The organism is Castellaniella defragrans, from assembly GCF_014203015.1.
GTDB lineage: Bacteria > Pseudomonadota > Gammaproteobacteria > Burkholderiales > Burkholderiaceae_B > Castellaniella > Castellaniella defragrans.
Genome location: NZ_JACHIB010000011.1, coordinates 12,893 through 33,456 on the forward strand (window position 1 = coordinate 12,893; position 20,564 = coordinate 33,456).

A 20,564-nucleotide genomic window follows, 5' to 3' on the forward strand; every position below is an offset into this window, starting at 1 on the left:
CGGCGCTGCGGTGCAGCGTCGTCCGGGTATGGGTGGCGGCGTGCCGGAATCGAGCCGGCTGCGGGGCGCAATCAGTCGTCGTCGAGTGTCATGGGTCCCCCCGTGTAAGGTGCATAGCCCGTTCCGAAGATCACGCCCGCGTTGGCGAGTTCGGCATCGGCGACGACGCCGGCCGCCAGCTGGCGGCGGGTCGCATCGATCAAGGGTTGCAGCAGGCGGCGCGCCAGTCCGGCCGGCGCCGTGCCCGCCTCGGCGCGGACCGGCTTGCCCTCGCGCCAGCGATAGAATCCCTGGCCGGATTTGCGGCCCAGTTCGTTGCGCGCCAGATGGCGCGCCAGGCAGGCCGGCGGCTCGGCCCCGGTCAGCTGCGCGCCGGCGTCGCGGGCGATGTCCAGGCCCACCGTGTCGATGAGTTCGATCGGCCCCATGGGCATGCCGTAGGCCTTCATCGCGGCGTCGATGGTCTCGGGGCGCAGGCCTTCGTCCACGCAGCGCATGGCTTCCAGCATGTAGGGCGCGAGCACGGCATTGACGAGGAATCCGGGCACGCTCTTCACCGGCAGGGGCAGCTTGCCGATCCGGCCGACGAAGGCGCAGGCGGCGGACTGGGCGCGCGGATCCGTGCCGTCCGCAGCCACGACCTCGACCAGGGGCATCTTCGCCACGGGGTTGAAGAAATGGATCCCCACCAGGCGTTCCGGATGCGCCAGGTCGCGGCCCAGGTCCTGCAGCGACAGGCTGGAGGTGTTGGTGGCCAGCAGCGCGCCGTCCTTCAGGCGCGGTTCGATCCCGGCGTACAGGCCGCGCTTGGCGTCCAGGTTTTCGCTGATGGCCTCGATGACCAGGTCGGCGCGGGCGATGCCCTGGCCGTCCGGGTCCGGGATCAGGCGGTCGGCGGTCAGCCGCGCTTCGCGGGCGGGCCGGATCTTGCGCGCATACAGCGCGTGGGCGCGGCCGATGGCCTGGGCGATGCGCGCGCGGTCCGTGTCCTGCAGGGTGACGGTCAGGCCCTTGAGCGCGCACCAGGCGGCGATGTCGCCGCCCATCACGCCGGCGCCCACCACGTGGACGTGCCGCACGGGCGCCTGGTCTCCCGCCTTGCCGAAGGATTTCAGGCGCTCCTGCATGCGGAACACGCGCAGCAGGTTGCGGGCGGTGTCGGAATGGATGATGGCGTCGATCAGGCCGGGCGCGTCCAGCGCGTCGCCGGCGTGGTGCGCCCAGATTTCCAGGATGGCGCGCGGGGCCGGGTAGTGGCCCTGCGGGTCGCGTTTTTCCAGGGTCTTGCGGGCCTGGCGCAGCAGCAGCGGCCGCAGCATCGGGTGGCTGAGCCAGGCGTCCTTGCCCTTCGGGCCGCGCACCGGCTGGCTGGACAGGACGTGGCGCGCGGCGGACTGCTCCGCCAGGCGGGGCGGCACGCACAGGTCGGCCAGCCCGGCCGCCGCGGCACGGCGCGCGTCCAGCGCGCGGCCGGTCAGCATCATGTCCAGGGCCAGCGGCGCGCCCACGCGCCGGGGCAGGCGCAGCATGCCGCCCCAGCCGGGGAAGATGCCCAGCATGACCTCGGGCAGCGACAGGCGCGTGTCGGGCTGGTCCACGACGATCCGGTAGCGGCAGGCCAGGGCCAGCTCCAGGCCGCCGCCCATGCAGTGGCCCTGGATCAGGGCCAGCGTGGGCCAGGGCACCGCCGCCAGGCGGTTGAAGACCGTCCAGCCGCGCTCGATGAAGGCGCGCGCCGTGGCGGCGTCGTTCAGCTGCGAGAATTCGTCGATGTCGGCGCCCGCGACGAAGCCGGCGGCCTTGCCCGAGCGGATCACCAGCGCGGCGGGCGGGGCGGACTGGAAGTGGTCCAGGGCGCGGCCCAGTTCCGCCAGGACCTCGCCCGACAGGCGGTTGACGGAGCTGCCGGCGCAGTCGATGGTCAGCCAGGCGATGCCCTGCGGATCCACGGCGCAGCGGAAATGGCGCAGGCCCAGGGATTCAAAGCTCATGTCGGCCCTCCTGCCCGCAGAGTTCGACCAGCATGGCGCCGCCCTGGCCGCCGCCGATGCAGATGGCGGCCATCCCGCGACGCAGGCCGCGCGCCTGCAGGGCGCGCACCAGGTGCAGCACGATGCGCGCGCCCGAGGCGCCCACGGGGTGGCCCTGGGCGATGGCGCCACCGTCCACGTTCAGCCGGTCCATGTCCAGGTCTCCCAGCGCGCCGCGCCCCAGGTGCTCCCGGCACCAGGATTCGTCGCGCCAGGCGGCAAGGCAGCCTAGCACCTGGGCGGCGAAGGCTTCATTGATTTCCCACAAGTCCGGATCGTTCAGCCCCAGGCCGTGGCGCGCCAGGATGGCCGAGGCCGCGTGCACGGGCCCCAGGCCCATGACGGCGGGGTCCAGGGCGGCCCACTGGGCATCGACGATGCGGGCGACGGGCCGCAGGCCGCGCTCGCGCACGGCGCGCTCCGAGGCGAGCAGCAGGAGCGCCGCGCCATCGGTGACCTGGGAGCTGTTGCCGGCGGTGATGTTGCCGTAGGGCTTGTCGAAGACGGGCTTGAGCCGGGCGAGCTTTTCCGGGGTGGAGTCCGCGCGCACGCCGTCGTCCTCGGCGTACAGCGTGCCCTTGGCGTCGATCAGCGGCACGATCTCGCCGAAGGCCCCGCGTGCGCGCGCGGCCAGGGCGCGGGCGTGGCTCTGCGCCGCGTAGGCGTCGAGCCGTTCGCGCGTCACGCCGAAGCGGTGCACCAGGTTCTCGGCGGTCTGGCCCATGGACAGGCCGATCACCGGATCGCTCAGGCCTTTCAGCAGGCCGATCACGGGCTTGAAGTACGAGGGGCGGAAGCGCCGCAGCAGCGGCAGGCGCTGCGCCAGGGTGCGGGCCTGGTTCCACCGGGCCAGCCAATGGACCATCTCGTCGGGGAACAGCAGCGGCGCGCGCGACAGCGCGTCCACGCCGCCGGCCAGGACCAGGTCGTGGCGGCCGGTCTGCAGGCCCATGGCGGCGGAATCCAGCGCCTGCATGCCCGAGGCGCAGTTGCGCATCACCGTCCAGCCGGGCACGTGGTCGCCGCAGCCCAGGCGCAGGGCGATCACGCGGCCGATGTTGGTTTCGTCGGCCGAGGGCGCGGCGCAGCCGATCACGACCTCGTCCAGTTCCGTGGCGGCGAAGGACTGGCGCAGCAGCAGTTCACGGCCCGTCTGCACGGCCAGGTCGGACGCGGAGAACGGGCCCGGCGCGTTGCGGGCCTTGAGGAAGGGGCTGCGCGCCCCGTCGAGGATGTAGACGGGTACGAAGGCCATCAGGATCGGGCTCCTGCGGCATCGGTGCCCGACGGGCCCTGGAAGTCGGGGGCGAAGTCGTCCACGGCGATGACGCGGTCGCGCAGCGCGTTGCGCGCGCGGATGCGGTCCAGTTCGGCGTCGGTGATGCCGCCGGCCGCGTGGATGGCCTCGGCCATGTCGCGCACGTTGGCGCGCGGATCGGCGGCCGGCACGCGGCCGGCCTTCTCGAATTCGCGCATGCGGGCCTCGATGGCCTGCGTGTCCAGCACGGCGGCGAAGGCGGCTTCGAGGGCGCCGATGGGCTCGTCCGGATTCCGGGGGACGTAGGTGCCCTGCGTCAGGCGGTCGCGCGCGCCGCCGGGCTGGCTGATCGCGTCGGCCACGGCCATGGCGAGCCGGTCGGACGGCGCGGCGAACGGCCGGCCCCAGGGGAACAGCAGCGCGCGCAGGGTCCAGGCCAGGGGGCGGTTGGGGAAGTTGGCCAGCACGCCGGCGAAGGCGTCCTGGGCGCGGCAGAACGCGTCCTGGACCGCCCAGTGCGCCAGCGGCGCGTCGGCGGCCTGGCGGCCTTCGTCCTGGTAGCGCTTGAGCGTGGCCGAGATCAGGTAGAGCTGCGACAGGATGTCGCCCAGGCGGGCGGAGATCGATTCGCGCCGCTTCAGCGCGCCGCCCAGCGTCAGCATGGAGACGTCGGCCAGGGTGGCGAAGGCCGCCGAGAAGCGCGTGAGCTGCCGGTAGTAGCGGGCCATTTCCGGGGCGACGGCGGCGTCGGGGCGGGCCAGCAGGGCGTTCGTGAAGCCGTGGCCGACGGCGCGCAGCGCATTGGCCGTGGTGTGGCGCACGTGGCCCCAGAAGGCGCGGTCGAAATCCCGCAGCCCCTGTTCGGCGTCGGCGGCCTGGGCCGCGCGCATCTCGTCGAGCACGTGGGGATGGCAGCGGATCGCGCCCTGGCCGAAGATGATCAGGCTGCGCGTGAGGATGTTGGCGCCCTCGACGGTGATGCCCACCGGGAGCTGCTGGTAGGCGCGGCCCAGGAAGTTCTGCGGGCCCAGGCAGATGCCCTTGCCGCCGATGATGTCCATGCCGTCGTTGACCACGATGCGGCCGCGCTCGGTGACGTGGTATTTGACGATGGCCGAGACCACGGCGGGCTTTTCGCCCAGGTCCACGGCGCCGGCCGTCATGACGCGGGCCGCGTCCATCAGGTAGGTGTGGCCGCCGATGCGCGCCAGGGCCTCGGCGATGCCCTCGAACTTGTGGATGCGGGTGCGGAACTGGTCGCGCACCACGGTGTAGGCGCCCACGGCGCGCGCGGTGAGCTTGGCCATGCCGGTGTAGGACGAGGGCAGCGAGATCGAGCGCCCCGCCGCCAGGCATTCCATCAGCATGCGCCAGCCCTGGCCGGCCAGGGCCGGCCCGCCGATGATGAAGTCCAGCGGCATGAACACGTCCCGTCCGCGCGTGGGGCCGTTCATGAACATGGCGTCCAGCGGGAAGTGGCGGCGGCCGATCTCCACGCCGGGGTGGTCGGACGGCACCAGCGCGCAGGTGATGCCCAGGTCGGGCGTGTCGCCCAGCAGGCCGTCGGGGTCGTACAGGCGGAAGGCCAGCCCGAGCAGGGTGCAGACGGGGCCCAGGGTGATGTAGCGCTTGTCCCAGGTGACGCGCATGCCCAGGACCTCGCGGCCCTGCCATTGGCCGGTGCACACGATGCCGTGGTCGGGGATGGCGGCGGCGTCCGAGCCGGCCCAGGGGCTGGTCAGGGCGAAGGCGGGGATGTCCTCGCCGCGCGCCAGGCGCGGCAGGTAGTGGTTCTTCTGCGCGTCGGTGCCGTAGTGCAGCAGCAGTTCGGCCGGCCCCAGGGAATTGGGCACCATGACGGTGACCGACAGCGCGGAGCAGCGCGTGGACAGCTTGGCGACCACGGCGGAGTGCGCCAGCGCCGAGAAGCCCAGGCCGCCGTATTCCTTCGGGATGATCATGCCGAAGAAGCGGTGGCTCTTGATGTATTCCCAGGCGTCGGCGGGGATGTCCAGGTCCTGGCGCGTGACGCGCCAGTCGTCCACCATCGCGCAGACGGCCTCGACCTCGTTGTCGAGGAAGGCCTGTTCGTCCTCGGACAGGCGCGGGGCGGGGATGGCGTGCAGGGCGCGCGCGCTGGGGCGGCCGCGGAAGAGCGCGCCTTCCCACCAGACGGTGCCCGCCTCCAGGGCCTCGCGTTCGGTGTCCGACATGCGCGGCAGGATGCGGCGGAAGGTGCGGTACAGGGGCCGGCTGAGGTGCTTGATGCGCAGGTCCGGGCTGCTCAGCACGAAGGCGGCGGCACCCAGCAGCAGGACGAGGAGGATGAGCAGGAAGGTCATGCGGGGACTCCCGGTAGCGGCGCGCCGGTCGGCAGCGGGGCGCGCAGGCCGCCCAGCAGGAAGGCCATCAGGCGCCCGAGCAGCGCCTGGGCGTCGATGTTGCCGGTGTCGCCGGGCAGGTTCATGGCCCGGCTGGAGCTTTCGGCGCCCATGATGGCATAGGCCGTGGCGCCCAGCATGAAGTGGAAGCGCCAGACGATCTCGGTTTCCGGCACGCCGGGCAGCGAGGCCAGCAGGGCGCGGGTGAAACGGTGCGCGACCGCCGAGCGTTCGGCGGCGAACAGCGCGCTGATGGCGCCGTTGGGATCGGACATGGTGCTGGACTGCAGCGGCATGAAGGCGCGCCGCTCGGCGCCGGCGCTGCAGGCATGGCGCACCAGGGGGCCGAAGTAGGCCTCGACGATGGCCGACGGCTTGAGCGGCTGGCCGCCGGCCTTGGCTTCGAGGTCGTCCAGGATGCGCAGGCGTTCGTCGTTCAGCGCGTCCAGGCGGCGCTGGAACACGGCCTCGACCAGTGCGTCCTTGGAGCCGAAGTGGTAGTTCACGGCGGACAGGTTCACCCCCGCCGCCTGCGTGATCTGACGCATGGACGTGTTGTCGTGCCCGTGCTCGGCGAACAGCCGTTCGGCGGCGTCGAGGATGGCATCGCGGGTGAGGGTGGAGCGGGAGGTGGCCATGGATTAATTCAAACGTTTGTTTTAAAACTATACACAAGCTGCCTGATTTGGGTATCCGTGTTACCCCTTAGGGCCCTGGGAGAGCAGCCGTGCGCCGGTGATTGTTTCTTGGGGAAATGCCGCGTCCAGGATACACTTTCAGGGATTCGTTCCATACGGTTAGTTTCCCTGGTCTAGAAGGTACGCGATGGCTTCCGTGCGACAGCTGCTGGTGATTTCATCCCTGGTCATCGCCTGTATCCTTGTAGGCATGCTGGCGATGGGCACCAGCCTGATGGAGCGCCGGCTCGACGCCCAGCTGCAGACCGACAGCGAAAACGCCGCCGCCACGCTGGCCCTGCTGGTCGCCGCCCAGCCCGACGAGGCCGCGCGCCGGCGGGTGCTGGATGCGGCCTTCCAGCAGGGGCGCTACGCCGACCTGGCGCTCGCGCCGGACGATCCGGCGGCCGCCGGCTTCCAGTCGCGCCGCCCGGGCCGGTCCGCGGGAGACGCGCCGGGCTGGTTCGCCGCCCTGGCCGACATCCAGCCCCACCAGGCTTCCCGCCAGGTCGCCGGCGTCGGCACGCTGCGGCTGACCCTGGATGCGGGGCCCGCGCGCGATGCGCTCTGGACGCACGTGCAGCAATGGACCTGGCTGGCCCTGGGGCTGGCGGCCTTCTGGGCCCTGTTCGTGGTTGCGCTGGTGGCGCGGGTGCGGCGCGAGCTGGCCACCGCCGCGGTGGCCGACGCGCCCGAGATCAAGATCAAGCGCACCGAGCCGGTCGAGGACGCCGAGCTCATGGACGACGTCCGCGAACGCATCGCGCCCACGATGGACGAACAGATGGCGCGCATCGAGCGGCTGGAAATCGAGCTCAACCGCGACCCGGTGACCGGTCTGGCCAACCGCAGCTATTTCCTCAACGAACTCAAGCGCATGCTGCGCGACGACTCGCGCCAGGGCGCGGTCAGCGGCTACGTGCTGCTGGTGCGCAGCCGCGACATGGCGCGCCTGCAGAACCAGACCGAACGCCAGGAGCTGGACGACTGGCTGCGGCTGCTGGGGCGGCGCGTCATCGAGCTGCTGAACGAAACCCCGCAGGTGCGTGCCCTGCCCGCCCGGCTGACCGGCAGCGATTTCGTGGTGCTGTTCCCCGTGGGCGGCGGCCCCGAGGTCATGCGTCCGGTGCAGAGGCTGCGCGAGCTGCTCGAGACGCTGCGGGTCAAGCTCGACAGCCACAACCTGTCGCGCTGGGCCTATGCCCTGACGGACTACACCATGCAGTGCACCACCAAGGAAATCCTGACGCGCCTGGACCAGGCCCTGATGTGCGCCGAGAGCGCCGGCCACGAGGAAATCGAATTCCTGTCCTACGCCGACCACGAGGACGGCGAGCTGCTCATGGGCGAGGCGTCCTGGCGCACCCTGATCACCCAGGCGCTGGATCACGACCGCCTGTCGCTGGACGTGCGCCGCGTCCAGTACGAGGGCGACGACATCCCCGAGCGCCACGAGGCCGCGCTGACCCTGCGCGAGGACGACCCGGACCAGCCGCTCATGTCCGGCTTCCTCTTCATGCCGGCCGCCGCGCGCCTGGGCCTGTCCCCGGCCTGCGACATGCGCGCGCTGTGCCTGGCGCTGAACTGGCTGGGCGAGCACGACGGCGTCCTGGTCATCCGCATGTCGATCGCCACCGTCCTGGACGCCCAGTACCTGGAGGAAATCCGCCAGATCTGCAGCAACGCCGATGCCGCCCTGCTGCAGCGCCTGGCGGTGGAACTGGACGCCTACGGCCTGAGCCGCCACCTCGAGGCCTTCCGGGCCTTCGCGCGGGGCGTCATCCAGGCCGGCATGCACGTCGGGCTGCGCGGCCTGGACCAGCAGCCCGACGCCCTGCGCCAGATCCACGAAGTCGATTTCACCTACGTGAAGCTGGGCGGCAACTTCGTGCGCGAACTGCTGGCCAGCCCGGGCGGCGTGCAGATGATGGTGGCCGTCACCGAAACCGCCATCGGCATGGGCATGCGCGTCTATGTGGACGACGCGGACGACCCGGGCACCCGCCGCATGGTGATCGAATACGGCGCGCTGCCGCGCGTCGCATGACTGCCCGGCCCGGGCGGTACCGGTTTTTTGCAGACCATGCTTGCCAAGTCCGCATCGGCATCCTATAATGGCCGTCTTGCCCTATAGGGTGTGGTTTGCCATGAGTCCGTCTGGATCCGTGGGCCGCGCACAGGGCAGTGGAAGTTCTCGAATTTCAACCCAGGGTGTGCTTGGCCGATCCGATTGGCAACCCAAGCGGCTGCCAAGTATGCCTGACGGGACCAAAACTGACTGCGTGGCCGGGGATCATGCCCCGGGCTTCGTTGTTAAGTTGGAACAGGAAAAATCATGATCCAAATGCAGACCACGCTGGACGTGGCCGACAACACGGGTGCGCGTTCTGTGATGTGCATCAAGGTGCTGGGCGGCTCCAAGCGCCGTTATGCCGCCATTGGCGACGTCATCAAGGTGTCCGTCAAGGAAGCGGCCCCTCGCGGACGCGTCAAAAAGGGCGAAATCTACAACGCCGTGGTGGTGCGTACCGCCAAGGGCGTCCGCCGCAAGGACGGCTCGCTGATCCGCTTCGGCGGCAATGCGGCCGTGTTGCTCAACGCCAAGCTCGAGCCCATCGGCACGCGCATCTTCGGACCGGTCACGCGCGAACTGCGCACCGAGAAGTTCATGAAGATCGTGTCCCTGGCGCCCGAAGTGCTGTAAGGAGCCGATCATGCAAAACATCCGCAAAGGCGACGAAGTCATCGTGCTGTCCGGCCGCGACCGCAGCCGCCGCGGCACCGTGCTGGCCCGCGTCGGCGCCGACCACGTGCTGGTCGAAGGCATCAACGTCGTGAAGAAGCACGCCAAGGGCAATCCCATGGCGGGCACGCCCGGCGGCATCGTCGACAAGACCCTGCCCATCCACATCTCGAACGTAGCGCTCTACAACCCCGAAACCGGCAAGGGCGACCGCGTCGGCGTCAAGGTCGTGGACGGCGCCAAGGTTCGCATTTTCCGCTCCAACGGCGCCGTCGTTGGCGCGAAGGCATAAGGGGCGCGCACAAAATGGCTCGTTTACAAGATTTCTACCGCTCCAAGGTCGCTGCCGACCTGCAGGCGAAATTCGGCTACCAGTCGGTGATGCAGGTTCCCCGCATCACCAAGATCACCCTGAACATGGGTGTGTCCGAAGCCGTCGCCGACAAGAAGGTCATCGAGAACGCCGTCGGCGACATGACCAAGATCGCCGGCCAGAAGCCCGTGATCACCAAGACCCGCAAGGCCATCGCCGGCTTCAAGATCCGCGAGGACTACCCGATCGGCTGCATGGTCACCCTGCGCGGCCAGCGCATGTACGAATTCCTGGATCGCCTGATCTCGGTCGCCCTGCCCCGCGTGCGCGACTTCCGCGGCGTATCGGGCCGGGCCTTCGACGGCCGCGGCAACTACAACATCGGTGTGAAAGAACAGATCATCTTCCCGGAAATCGAATACGACAAGATCGATGCCGTGCGCGGGATGAACATCAGCATCACCACCACCGCAAAGACCGACGAGGAAGCCAAGGCGCTGCTGAGCGCATTCAGCTTCCCCTTCCGCAACTAAGGGGCTGACGTGGCAAAACTTTCCCTCATCAATCGCGACATCAAGCGCGCCAAGCTGGCCGAGAAGTTCGCCGCCAGGCGCGCCGCGCTGAAGGCGATCATCGCCGACCAGTCCAAGACCGACGAAGAACGCTATCAGGCTCGCCTGGCGCTGCAACAGCTGCCGCGCAATGCCAACCCCACCCGCCAGCGCAACCGCTGCGTGGTGACGGGCCGCCCCCGCGGCGTGTTCAGCAAGTTCGGGCTGACGCGCCACAAACTGCGTGAAATGGCCATGCGCGGCGAAGTGCCCGGCATGACCAAGGCCAGCTGGTAGGAGAATCACACATGAGCATGAGCGATCCCATCGCCGATATGCTGACCCGCGTGCGCAACGCGCAGATGGTCAACAAGACGTCGGTTTCCATGCCCTCCTCCAAGCTGAAGGCGGCCATTGCCGCCGTGCTGAAGGACGAAGGCTACATCGAGGATTTCCGCATCGGCGGCGAACAGGCCAAGCCGGAGCTGGAAATCACCCTGAAATACTATGCCGGCCGTCCGGTGATCGAGCGCATCGACCGCGTCTCGCGTCCCGGCCTGCGCATCTACAAGAGCAGCACCGCCATTCCCCAGGTCATGAACGGCCTGGGCGTGGCGATCGTCTCGACCCCCCGTGGCGTCATGACGGACCGCAAGGCCCGCGCCAACGGCGTCGGCGGCGAAGTGCTCTGCTACGTGGCATAAGGAGATTCCAACCATGTCACGCATCGCCAAATACCCCGTCGCGCTGCCGAAAGGCGTCGAAGCCACCATCAGCGCCGGGCAGATCGTCGTCAAGGGCCCGCTGGGCACCCTGACCCAGTCCCTGGACGGCAACGTCCGGGTTTCCCAGGAAGACGGCCAGCTCACCTTCGCCGTCGCCAACGACTCCCGCCAGGCCAACGCCATGTCGGGTACCGTGCGCGCGCTGGTGAGCAACATGGTCACGGGCGTCAGCACCGGCTTTGAACGCCGCCTGACCCTGGTCGGCGTGGGCTTCCGCGCTCAGGTCCAGGGCAACGCCCTGAAGCTGCAGCTGGGCTTCTCGCACGACATCCTGCACGACATCCCCGACGGGATCAAGATCGAGTGCCCCACCCAGACCGAAATCGTGGTCAAGGGCGCCGACAAGCAGGTCGTCGGCCAGGTCGCCGCTGAAATCCGCGCCTACCGCGAACCCGAGCCCTACAAGGGCAAGGGCGTGCGCTATGCGGACGAACGCGTGATCCTGAAAGAAACCAAGAAGAAGTAAGCACGCAGGCAAGGACGAATCATGGACAAGAAAACTTCCCGTTTGCGTCGTGCCGCGGCCACCCGCCGCAAGATTCACGAGCTGCGCGTGCATCGCCTGGCGGTGCATCGCACGAATCTGCACATCTACGCCAACATCATTTCGCCGGAAGGCGACCGCGTGCTCGTCAGCGCCTCGACGCTCGAGCCCGAAGTCCGCAAGGAACTCGCCAGCCAGAAGGCCAACGGGGGCAACGCCGCCGCCGCCAGCCTGGTCGGCAAGCGCGTGGCCGAGAAGGCCAAGGCTGCCGGCATCGAACTCGTCGCCTTCGACCGTTCGGGCTTCCGTTACCATGGCCGCGTCAAGGCGCTGGCCGAAGCCGCGCGTGAAGCCGGCTTGAAGTTCTAAGGGAATCACATGGCTAAAGCACAAGGCAAGCACGCCCCGGAGCAGGAACGCGACGATGGCATGCGTGAAAAGATGATCGCGGTCAACCGCGTCAGCAAGGTCGTCAAGGGCGGCCGCACCATGAGCTTCGCCGCGCTGACCGTGGTCGGCGACGGCGACGGCCGCATCGGCATGGGCAAGGGCAAGGCCCGCGAAGTGCCGGTCGCCGTCCAGAAAGCCATGGAACAGGCCCGCCGCGGCCTGCTCAAGGTGGCCCTGAAGAACGGCACGCTGCACCACACCGTGGTCGGCAAGCACGGCGCCTCGACGGTGCTGATCTCGCCCGCCGCGGAAGGGACCGGCGTGATCGCCGGCGGCCCGATGCGCGCGATCTTTGAAGTCATGGGCGTGCGCAACGTCGTGGCCAAGAGCCTCGGTTCGAGCAACCCGTACAACATGGTCCGTGCGACCCTCAACGGCCTGCGCGCCTGCTCCACGCCCGCGGAAGTCGCGGCCAAGCGCGGCAAGACCGTCGAAGAGATCCTGGGATAAGACATGGCACAGAAGCAAATCAAAGTCACGCTCGTGCGCTCCGTCATCGGCACGCACAAGTCCCACCGCGCCACCGTGCGCGGCCTGGGCCTGGGCAAGGTGAACAGCAGCCGCGTCCTGGTCGATACGCCCGAGGTCCGTGGGATGATCCGCAAGGTGGATTATCTGGTCACCGTCTCGGAAGCCTAAAGGAATTCAGATGTCCGTCACTCAACTGAACACGCTCGCCCCCGCCGAAGGCGCCAAGCGCCCCCGCCGCCGCGTGGGCCGCGGCATCGGCTCCGGCCTGGGCAAGACCGCCGGCCGTGGCCACAAGGGCCAGAAGTCCCGCGCGGGCGGTTTCCACAAGGTCGGTTTTGAAGGCGGCCAGATGCCGCTGCAGCGCCGCCTGCCCAAGCGCGGCTTCACGCCGCTGGGCCGCCACCTGTTCGCCGAAGTCCGTCTGTCGGACCTCCAGGCGCTGCCGGTCGACGAAATCGATCTGCAGGTCCTGAAGGCCGCCGGCCTGGTGGGCGAGCTGGTCCGCACGGTCAAGGTCATCAAGACCGGCGAACTGTCGCGCAAGGTCACCCTGCGCGGCATCAATGCGACGGCCGGCGCCCGCGCCGCGATCGAAGCGGCCGGCGGATCGCTGGCGTAAGGGGCGGCTGTGGCCAAAGCTCAGGCACATAAGCCCAGTGCGGGATACGGCGACCTCAAGCGCCGCATCCTGTTCCTCGTGCTCGCCCTGATCGTCTACCGCCTGGGGACCCACATCCCCGTGCCCGGCATCAATCCGGACGCGCTGGCCGACCTGTTCCAGCAGAACCAGGGCGGCATCCTGGGGCTGTTCAACATGTTCTCCGGCGGCGCCCTGGAGCGCTTCTCCGTGCTGGCGCTGGGGATCATGCCGTACATCTCGGCGGCCATCATCATGCAGCTGCTGGCGGTGGTGGTGCCCGCGCTGGAAGCCATCAAGAAGGAAGGCCAGTCCGGGCAGCGCAAGATCACCCAGTACACCCGCTACGGCACGGTGTTCCTGGCGACCTTCCAGGCGATCGGCATCTCGGTGGCGCTGGAATCCCAGCCCGGCCTGGTCATCGACCCGGGCCTGCTGTTCCGCTTCACCACGATCGTGACGCTGGTCACCGGCAGCATGTTCATCATGTGGCTGGGCGAGCAGATCACCGAGCGCGGCCTGGGCAACGGCATCTCGCTGCTGATCTTCGCCGGGATCGTCGCCGGCCTGCCCGGCGCGCTGGGCGGCATGCTCGACCTGGTGCGCACGGACTCGATGTCCATCCTGTCGGCGCTGTTCATCCTGGCCCTGGTGGTGGGCGTGACCTACTTCGTGGTCTTCGTCGAACGCGGCCAGCGCCGCATCACGGTGAACTACGCCAAGCGCCAGGTGGGCAACAAGCTCTACGGCGGCCAGTCCTCGCACCTGCCGCTGAAGCTGAACATGTCCGGCGTGATCCCGCCGATCTTCGCCTCGTCGATCATCCTGCTGCCCGCGACGGTCACCAGCTGGTTTTCCAGCAACCCGAACATGCGCTGGCTGGGCGACCTGGCCGCGGCCCTGTCGCCGCAGCAGCCGCTGTACGTGACGCTGTATTCCGGCCTGATCATCTTCTTCTGCTTCTTCTATACCGCGCTGGTGTTCAACAGCCGCGAGACGGCGGACAATCTGAAGAAGAGCGGCGCCTTCGTGCCCGGGATCCGTCCCGGCGAGCAGACCGCGCGCTACATCGACAAGATCCTGATGCGGCTGACGCTGTCGGGCGCGATCTACGTCACGCTGGTCTGCCTGCTGCCCGAGCTGATGCAGATGCGCTGGAACGTGCCCTTCTATTTCGGCGGCACGTCCCTGCTGATCATCGTCGTCGTCGCGATGGATTTCATGGCGCAGGCGCAGGCTTACATGATGTCCCAACAGTATGACTCGCTGCTCCGGAAGGCGAACTTCAAGGGCGCCGCGGGCCTACCCATGCGCTGAAGAACATGTCCAAGGACGACGTCATCCAGATGCAAGGGGAGGTCATCGAAAACCTTCCCAACGCAACGTTCCGCGTCAAGCTGGAAAATGGCCACATGGTGCTGGGCCACATTTCGGGCAAGATGCGTATGCACTACATCCGGATCCTTCCGGGCGACAAGGTCACAGTGGAGCTCACGCCCTATGACCTGTCGCGCGCCAGGATTGTTTTCCGCTCCAAGTAGGTAGCGGCCGGTCAAGAACCAGGAGATCACCATGAAGGTAATGGCATCGGTAAAGCGGATCTGCCGCAACTGCAAAATCATCAAACGTCACGGCGTGGTGCGCGTCATCTGCACCGACCCGCGTCACAAGCAACGCCAAGGCTAAGGCCGGGCACCACGGAATTCACGAGGAACAGTCATGGCCCGTATTGCTGGCATCAATATTCCGCCGCACCAACACGCCGAGATCGGTCTGACGGCCATCTTCGGCATCGGCCGCACCCGCGCCCGCAAGATCTGCGAAGCGACCGGCATCGAGTACTCGAAGAAGATCAAGGATCTGACCGACGAGGAACTGGAAAAGATCCGTGAACAGATCAACGGCTACACGATCGAAGGCGACCTGCGCCGCGAAGTGCAGCTGTCGATCAAGCGCCTGATCGACCTGGGCACGTACCGTGGCATGCGCCACAAGCGCGGCCTGCCGGTGCGCGGCCAGCGCACCCGCACCAACGCCCGCACCCGCAAGGGTCCGCGTCGCGCCGCAGCGTCCCTGAAGAAATAACCCGAGGAAAGAACATGGCGAAAGCTCAGAGCGGCGCCGCGCGCGTCCGCAAGAAAGTCAAGAAGAACGTGTCCGACGGGATCGCCCACGTCCACGCGTCCTTCAACAACACCATCATCACCATCACCGACCGCCAGGGCAACGCCCTGTCGTGGGCCACGTCCGGTGGCGCCGGCTTCAAGGGCTCGCGCAAGTCGACGCCGTTCGCCGCCCAGGTGGCCGCCGAATCCGCCGGCCGCGTGGCCCAGGAATACGGCATCAAGACGCTGGAAGTCCGCATCAAGGGCCCCGGCCCCGGCCGCGAATCGTCCGTGCGCGCCCTGAATGCCCTGGGGATCAAGATCTCCAGCATTTCGGACATCACGCCGGTGCCGCACAACGGCTGCCGTCCGCCCAAGCGTCGTCGTATCTAAGGGGATCATCTTGGCTCGTTACACTGGACCCAAATGCAAGCTTTCGCGCCGCGAAGGCACCGACCTGTTCCTGAAGAGCGCCCGCCGTTCGCTGGATTCCAAGTGCAAGCTCGAATCCAAGCCCGGCCAGCACGGCCGCATCTCGGGTTCGCGCACTTCCGACTTCGGCCTGCAGCTGCGTGAAAAGCAGAAACTCAAGCGCATGTACGGCGTGCTGGAAAAGCAGTTCCGCAAGTACTTCGCCGAAGCCGACCGCCGCCGCGGCAACACCGGCGAGACGCTGATCCAGCTGCTCGAATCGCGCCTGGACAACGTCGTCTACCGCATGGGCTTCGGCTCCACCCGCGCCGAGGCGCGCCAGCTGGTCAACCACCGCGCCATCGAGCTGAACGGCCGTACCGCCGACATCGCCTCGATGCTGGTCAAGGCCGGCGACGTGGTCGCCGTGCGCGAAAAGGCGAAGAACCAGTCCCGCATCAAGGAAGCCCTGGAACTGGCGACCGGCAACGGCCTGCCCCAGTGGGTCGAGGTCGATGCCGCCAAGCTGTCGGGCGTGTTCAAGCAGGCCCCGGATCGTGCCGACGTCGCCCACGACGTCAACGAATCCATGGTCGTGGAACTGTATTCCCGCTGATCGATCCCGGTGGCCTCGCGCCACCGCGCGGTCTCCGGCCCGCGTCCGGAGGCCGTCCGCCAGCCCACGCCCAGGCGCGCGCCCGGGGTGGGCTGTGGTCTTCCCCGGCTTTGCCGCCGGTTCTTCATGTCCGTCAGCCTTATCGGTGTAACGAGCCGAGGGTATTGAAAAGGAACATCCATGTCCGCACAAGGTTTTCTGAAACCCCGCACCATCTCCGTCGAAACCCTGGGCGCGCATCACGCCAAGGTCGTGATGGAGCCCTTCGAGCGCGGCTACGGCCACACGCTGGGCAACGCCCTGCGCCGCATCCTGCTGTCCTCCATGTCGGGCTACGCCCCCACGGAAGTCCAGATCAGCGGGGTGGTGCACGAATACTCCACGATCGCCGGGGTGCGCGAGGACGTCGTCGACATCCTCCTGAACCTCAAGGGCGTGGTGTTCAAGCTGCACAACCGCGACGAAGTCACGCTGCAGCTCAACAAGCAGGGCCCCGGTGAAGTCCGCGCCCGCGACATCGAACTGCCGCACGACGTCGAGATCATCAATCCGGACCACCTGATCGCCACCCTGACGGACAACGGCCGCCTGGAAATGCAGATCAAGGTCGAGCAGGGCCGCGGCTACGTGCCGGGCAACGTGCGCGCCCTGGTGGACGACCGTTCGGCCACCATCGGCCAGATCGTGCTGGATGCCTCCTTCAGCCCCGTGCGCCGCGTCAGCTACGCCGTGGAAAACGCCCGCGTCGAGCAGCGCACCGACCTGGACAAGCTGGTGCTGGACGTGCAGACCAACGGCGTCATCAGTCCCGAGGAAGCCGTGCGCCAGTCGGCCCGCATCCTGATGGACCAGATCTCCGTGTTCGTGTCGCTGGCCGACAAGGACGCCGGCCAGCTGACCACCAGCATCTCCTCGACCGGCACGTCGGCGCCGATCGATCCGGTGCTGCTGCGCCCGGTCGACGACCTGGAGCTGACGGTGCGTTCGGCCAACTGCCTGAAGGCCGAAAACATCTACTACATCGGCGACCTGATCCAGCGCACGGAAAACGAGCTGCTCAAGACTCCGAACCTGGGCCGCAAGTCGCTCAACGAGATCAAGGAAGTCCTGGCCGCGCGTGGCCTGACCCTGGGCATGAAGCTGGAAAACTGGCCGCCCGTCGGCCTCGAACGCCCCTGATCGCAGCACCGGCGCGCGGGCGGCCACCGAGGCCGCGCGCGTGCTAACATCCCGCCCTGGCCGTTTCGGCGGCCGGGATCCAACCCCACCCGGGCCGCGGCTCGTCCGATAGAAGATCCGGGTTCCATAGATTCAAAAGGAAATCGAAATGCGCCATCGTCACGGCCTTCGCAAACTGAACCGCACCAGCAGCCACCGTCTGGCCATGTTCCGCAACATGGCGGTGTCCCTGCTGACCCACGAAGCCATCAAGACCACCCTGCCCAAGGCCAAGGAACTGCGCCGCGTGGTCGAGCCCCTGATCACCCTGGGCAAGAACCCCACGCTGGCCAACCGCCGCCTGGCCTTCGCCCGCCTGCGCGACCGCGACGCCGTCACCAAGCTGTTCAACGACATCGGGCCGCGCTTCGCCGCGCGCAACGGCGGCTACACCCGTGTGCTGAAGATGGGCTTCCGCCAGGGCGACAACGCCCCCATGGCCTACATGGAACTGGTCGACCGTCCCGAAGCCGAGGCGCCGGCCGGCGAATAAGCCGTCCAGGCAGTCCTCCAGGCCTCTCGCCCGCCGCTCTCCGTGGCGGCGATGCGGCGAACGGGCCCTCCAGGGGGCCCGTTTTGCATTGCGGGCCGCAGGCGCGCGGTGCGGCCCGCCCTCCGGCATGACGGGGATCAAGACACCTGGGCATGCCGCGCCGCCGGATGCCGCGTCCGGTGCGCGCCGCGGGTACAATGAGTCCAATACCCACACCGCCCGAAAGCCATGAAAGATCAGACACCTGGCGGCAATCCCGCCCTGGTCGTGCGCCAGGCCGGCGCCGCCACCGACACCGTGGTGGTGCTCAGCACGGCCCCCGACGAACTCCTGGCCAAGCGCATCGCGCACGTGCTGGTCGAGGAATCGCTGGTGGCCTGTGCCCAGGTGGGGCCGGCCATCGTCTCCATGTACCTGTGGCAGGGGGAGCTCGAAGGCACGGACGAGGTCCAGCTGCTGTTCAAGACCACGGCGGACACGCTGCCGGCGCTCTACGAGCGGCTGTGCGCGCTGCATCCCTACGAGATCCCCGAATTCATGGTGCTGGGCGTGCCCGCGGGCAGCCGCGCCTACCTGGACTGGGTCGCCCAGTCCACCCGGCCCGCCCTCCAGGCCGCCACCCGCGAGGCCTGAGAGGCCCGCGGGGCCCGCCTCCGCCGCATCGCCGTATCCGCTGCGTCCGCCGCAGCCGCCGTATTCAAGGAAGCCGTTCATGTCGTATCTGCCGGGCTCGTCCATTCCGCGGCCCGTGTGCCGCCCGGCCGCGCCGGGCGTGAATCGGTCCGCAAGGACCGCCCCGCGTCCCGCCTCGCCTCCCTTCGTGCGCGGGCTGCCGCGCCGCATGGCGGCCCTGCTGGGCATCCTGCTGCTGGCGCTCTGCGGCCTGCTGCTGGGTTCCGGCCCGGCCCGGGCGGCGGACGACTTCCTGCCGCCCGAGCAGGCCTTCGCCGACACCGCCGCCATGGCCGATCCCCTGACCCTGGACGTGCACTGGGAGATCGCGCCCGGCTATTACATGTACCAGGACCGCTTCGAGGTGCGCATCGAGGACGCCCAGGGGCGGCTGCTGGTGTTCCGGCGTTCCGACCTGACGCCGGAGGACGCCGAGACCCGCGCGCCGGCCTGGGGTGACGCCCTGCGGCTGCCGCACGGGCGGGTCAAGTACGACCCCACCTTCGAGAAGGATATGGAGGTCTTCCACGGCGGCGTGACGCTGCGGACGGCCCTGCGGCCCGGCGCCGGGGGGCCGCTGCGGGTCTCCGTCACCGGTCAGGGCTGCGCCGACGAGGGCCTGTGCTATCCGCCCATGACGAAGACCCTGGTCCTGCAGGCCGACGGCGGCGGCTACCGCGCGGTCGGCGAGCAGGTCCGCGACCGGGTGCCGCCGCCGCGCGACGAGACGCCCGCCGCTGCCGCTCCCGGCGGAGCGCCCGGGACGGACACCGGATTGTCGGCGGCCTTGCGCGGCGGCGCGGGGGCGGCGCCGGCGGGCGCGCCCGCAACTTCGTCCATGGCTTCGTCCGCAGCCCCTTCCGCGGCCGCCGGGCCGGACGGCGGATCCTGGCTGGACCTGGGCGACGTGGGCATGGCGGCCTGGCTGCACCAGGCGCCGCTGTGGCAGATCCTGGCGCTGAGCCTGGCGCTGGGCGCCCTGCTGTCGCTCACGCCCTGCGTGCTGCCCATGGTGCCCATCCTGCTGGCCGTGATTTCCGGCGGCGGGGGGCCGGTCGGCCGGGCGCGCGGCCTGGGGCTGGCGGCGATCTACGTGCTGGGCATGTCCCTGGTGTACACCGCGCTGGGCGTGGCGGCCGGCCTGCTGGGCGCGGGCCTGGCCGCCTGGCTGCAATCGCCCTGGGTGCTGGGCACCTTCGCCGTGCTGCTGGCGCTGTTCGCGCTGGCGATGCTGGACGTCTTCACCCTGCAGGCCCCGGTGGGCCTGCAGTCGGCCATGCAGGCGCGCCTGCAGCGCCTGCCGGGCGGCCATGCGGGCGGCGTGTTCGTGATGGGCCTGCTGTCGGCTCTGATCGTCGGTCCCTGCGTGGCCGCGCCGCTGGCCGGCGTGCTGCTGTTCATCTCGCAGACCGGCGACGTGGTGGTGGGCGGCGCCGCCCTGTTCGCCCTGGCCTGGGGCGAGGGCCTGCTGCTGCTCGCCGTGGGCGCGGGCGCCGGCGCCCTGATGCCGCGCGCCGGGGCCTGGATGACGCCGCTGAAGGCGGGCTTCGGCCTGCTGCTGCTGGCCACCGCCTGGTGGATGGCGCGGCCGCTGCTGGCCGACGGCCTGTACGTGGCCGGCTGGGTGCTGCTGGCCCTGTGGGCCGCCCTGCTGGCCTGGTCGGCCGCCGCCCAGGGCAAGGGCGAGGCCGGGCCGCTGCGGCTGCTGACGCGCGCCCTGGCCCTGATGCTGGCCCTCTGGGGGCTGGCGCAGGGCGCCGGGCTGCTGGCGGGCGGGCGCGACATGCTGCGCCCCCTGGCGCCCTTCACCGCCGGCGTGGCCGGGTCGGGCGGCGCGGCCCTGGCCGCCGCCGATCCCGCCGCGATCCGCGCCCGCTTCACGCGCGTGGCGTCCGTGGCGGACCTGGACGCCCGGCTGGCGGCCGCCGGCCGGCCCGTGATGCTGGACTTCTACGCCGACTGGTGCGTGTCCTGCCTGGAGATGGAGAAATTCACCTTCAGCGATCCGGCCGTGGCCGAGCGCATGGACCGCATGCTGCTGCTGCAGGCGGACGTCACCCGCATGACGGACGAGGACCGCGCCCTGCTGGCGCGCTTCGATCTGTTCGGCCCGCCGGGCATCCTGTTCTTCGATGCGGGCGGGCGGATCATCCCCGAGGCCCGGGTGGTGGGGTTCAGGAAGGCCGAGGCTTTCCGCAAGGTGCAGGACCGGGTGCTGGGCGGGGGCTAGGCGCCCTCGTATCCATCTGCGATGCCTAGTGGTTTCCCT

Annotated in this window: 25 protein-coding genes; 21 read left to right on the top strand and 4 right to left on the bottom strand. The window is 69.1% G+C overall.

Translation table 11 applies throughout. The annotated features are described in order from the left end of the window. Positions 1–71 precede the first annotated feature (71 nt). From HNR28_RS10130 to HNR28_RS10145, 4 genes are read right to left on the bottom strand one after another with little or no spacing between them, the layout of a single operon-like run. Entirely contained in the window at positions 72–1,991 is a 1,920-nt protein-coding gene (locus HNR28_RS10130; RefSeq protein ID WP_151024603.1) for a 3-hydroxyacyl-CoA dehydrogenase NAD-binding domain-containing protein, read from the bottom strand. Next, the gene (locus HNR28_RS10135; RefSeq protein ID WP_151024604.1) at positions 1,981–3,285 is read right to left on the bottom strand and encodes an acetyl-CoA C-acetyltransferase; all 1,305 of its coding nucleotides are present in this window, start codon (positions 3,283–3,285) and stop codon (positions 1,981–1,983) included. Before HNR28_RS10135 ends, HNR28_RS10130 begins: the two co-directional genes overlap by 11 nt. Further along, entirely contained in the window at positions 3,285–5,630 is a 2,346-nt protein-coding gene (locus HNR28_RS10140) for an acyl-CoA dehydrogenase (RefSeq protein ID WP_151024605.1), read from the bottom strand. The genes HNR28_RS10135 and HNR28_RS10140 overlap by 1 nt, the downstream gene beginning before the upstream one ends. After that, positions 5,627–6,307 carry a TetR/AcrR family transcriptional regulator gene (locus HNR28_RS10145; protein WP_043678960.1) on the bottom strand — a complete coding sequence of 227 codons (681 nt, stop codon included), beginning with the start codon at positions 6,305–6,307 and terminating at the stop codon, positions 5,627–5,629. Before HNR28_RS10145 ends, HNR28_RS10140 begins: the two co-directional genes overlap by 4 nt. A gap of 187 nt (positions 6,308–6,494) precedes the next feature. Here HNR28_RS10145 and HNR28_RS10150 point away from each other — a divergent pair, with 187 nt between their 5' ends. The 21 genes from HNR28_RS10150 (at position 6,495) to dsbD (ending at position 20,525) form a co-directional block, all read left to right on the top strand. Further along, the gene (locus tag HNR28_RS10150; protein ID WP_151024606.1) at positions 6,495–8,393 is read left to right on the top strand and encodes an EAL domain-containing protein; all 1,899 of its coding nucleotides are present in this window, start codon (positions 6,495–6,497) and stop codon (positions 8,391–8,393) included. A gap of 288 nt (positions 8,394–8,681) precedes the next feature. Beyond that, on the top strand, positions 8,682–9,050 hold the full coding sequence (gene rplN, locus HNR28_RS10155) for a 50S ribosomal protein L14 (RefSeq protein ID WP_043678954.1): 369 nt from the start codon (positions 8,682–8,684) through the stop codon (positions 9,048–9,050). 10 nt (positions 9,051–9,060) lie between these two features. Then, positions 9,061–9,381 (top strand): 50S ribosomal protein L24, encoded by a 321-nt coding sequence (gene rplX / locus HNR28_RS10160; protein ID WP_043678951.1) that lies wholly within the window; start codon positions 9,061–9,063, stop codon positions 9,379–9,381. Between the two features lie 14 nt (positions 9,382–9,395). Next, positions 9,396–9,935: a 50S ribosomal protein L5 gene (rplE, locus tag HNR28_RS10165; RefSeq protein WP_151024607.1), complete on the top strand. Its 540-nt coding sequence runs from the start codon at positions 9,396–9,398 to the stop codon at positions 9,933–9,935. A gap of 9 nt (positions 9,936–9,944) precedes the next feature. Further along, positions 9,945–10,250 carry a 30S ribosomal protein S14 gene (gene rpsN, locus HNR28_RS10170; RefSeq protein WP_151024608.1) on the top strand — a complete coding sequence of 102 codons (306 nt, stop codon included), beginning with the start codon at positions 9,945–9,947 and terminating at the stop codon, positions 10,248–10,250. 11 nt (positions 10,251–10,261) lie between these two features. Continuing rightward, positions 10,262–10,657 carry a 30S ribosomal protein S8 gene (gene rpsH / locus HNR28_RS10175; RefSeq protein ID WP_043678943.1) on the top strand — a complete coding sequence of 132 codons (396 nt, stop codon included), beginning with the start codon at positions 10,262–10,264 and terminating at the stop codon, positions 10,655–10,657. 13 nt (positions 10,658–10,670) lie between these two features. Continuing rightward, positions 10,671–11,204 carry a 50S ribosomal protein L6 gene (rplF, locus tag HNR28_RS10180; protein WP_043678940.1) on the top strand — a complete coding sequence of 178 codons (534 nt, stop codon included), beginning with the start codon at positions 10,671–10,673 and terminating at the stop codon, positions 11,202–11,204. 21 nt (positions 11,205–11,225) lie between these two features. Continuing rightward, the gene (rplR, locus tag HNR28_RS10185) at positions 11,226–11,591 is read left to right on the top strand and encodes a 50S ribosomal protein L18 (protein WP_043678937.1); all 366 of its coding nucleotides are present in this window, start codon (positions 11,226–11,228) and stop codon (positions 11,589–11,591) included. Positions 11,592–11,600: 9 nt separating this feature from the next. Then, complete coding sequence (rpsE, locus tag HNR28_RS10190; protein ID WP_043678934.1) at positions 11,601–12,122, top strand: 30S ribosomal protein S5; 522 nt, start codon at positions 11,601–11,603, stop codon at positions 12,120–12,122. Between the two features lie 3 nt (positions 12,123–12,125). Further along, on the top strand, positions 12,126–12,311 hold the full coding sequence (rpmD, locus tag HNR28_RS10195) for a 50S ribosomal protein L30 (protein ID WP_043678932.1): 186 nt from the start codon (positions 12,126–12,128) through the stop codon (positions 12,309–12,311). A 10-nt stretch (positions 12,312–12,321) separates the two neighbouring features. Further along, positions 12,322–12,762 (top strand): 50S ribosomal protein L15, encoded by a 441-nt coding sequence (gene rplO / locus HNR28_RS10200; protein WP_043678930.1) that lies wholly within the window; start codon positions 12,322–12,324, stop codon positions 12,760–12,762. A gap of 9 nt (positions 12,763–12,771) precedes the next feature. After that, the gene (secY, locus tag HNR28_RS10205; protein WP_043678927.1) at positions 12,772–14,097 is read left to right on the top strand and encodes a preprotein translocase subunit SecY; all 1,326 of its coding nucleotides are present in this window, start codon (positions 12,772–12,774) and stop codon (positions 14,095–14,097) included. A gap of 5 nt (positions 14,098–14,102) precedes the next feature. Continuing rightward, positions 14,103–14,321, top strand: a complete 219-nt coding sequence (gene infA, locus HNR28_RS10210) for a translation initiation factor IF-1 (protein WP_043678924.1) — start codon at positions 14,103–14,105, stop codon at positions 14,319–14,321. A gap of 31 nt (positions 14,322–14,352) precedes the next feature. Next, positions 14,353–14,466 (top strand): 50S ribosomal protein L36, encoded by a 114-nt coding sequence (gene rpmJ, locus HNR28_RS10215; RefSeq protein ID WP_003805360.1) that lies wholly within the window; start codon positions 14,353–14,355, stop codon positions 14,464–14,466. 33 nt (positions 14,467–14,499) lie between these two features. After that, positions 14,500–14,865, top strand: coding sequence for a 30S ribosomal protein S13 (rpsM, locus tag HNR28_RS10220; protein WP_043678921.1), 366 nt, complete (start codon positions 14,500–14,502; stop codon positions 14,863–14,865). 14 nt (positions 14,866–14,879) lie between these two features. Further along, positions 14,880–15,278, top strand: a complete 399-nt coding sequence (gene rpsK, locus HNR28_RS10225; RefSeq protein WP_043678919.1) for a 30S ribosomal protein S11 — start codon at positions 14,880–14,882, stop codon at positions 15,276–15,278. A 10-nt stretch (positions 15,279–15,288) separates the two neighbouring features. Continuing rightward, positions 15,289–15,912, top strand: a complete 624-nt coding sequence (rpsD, locus tag HNR28_RS10230) for a 30S ribosomal protein S4 (protein ID WP_043678916.1) — start codon at positions 15,289–15,291, stop codon at positions 15,910–15,912. Positions 15,913–16,092: 180 nt separating this feature from the next. Then, on the top strand, positions 16,093–17,091 hold the full coding sequence (locus HNR28_RS10235; RefSeq protein WP_043678913.1) for a DNA-directed RNA polymerase subunit alpha: 999 nt from the start codon (positions 16,093–16,095) through the stop codon (positions 17,089–17,091). Positions 17,092–17,239: 148 nt separating this feature from the next. Then, entirely contained in the window at positions 17,240–17,623 is a 384-nt protein-coding gene (gene rplQ, locus HNR28_RS10240; RefSeq protein ID WP_043678910.1) for a 50S ribosomal protein L17, read from the top strand. Positions 17,624–17,851: 228 nt separating this feature from the next. Continuing rightward, positions 17,852–18,256, top strand: coding sequence for a divalent-cation tolerance protein CutA (cutA, locus tag HNR28_RS10245; RefSeq protein WP_151024609.1), 405 nt, complete (start codon positions 17,852–17,854; stop codon positions 18,254–18,256). A 79-nt stretch (positions 18,257–18,335) separates the two neighbouring features. Next, positions 18,336–20,525, top strand: a complete 2,190-nt coding sequence (gene dsbD / locus HNR28_RS10250; protein ID WP_244978263.1) for a protein-disulfide reductase DsbD — start codon at positions 18,336–18,338, stop codon at positions 20,523–20,525. The last annotated feature ends 39 nt before the right edge of the window (positions 20,526–20,564 follow it).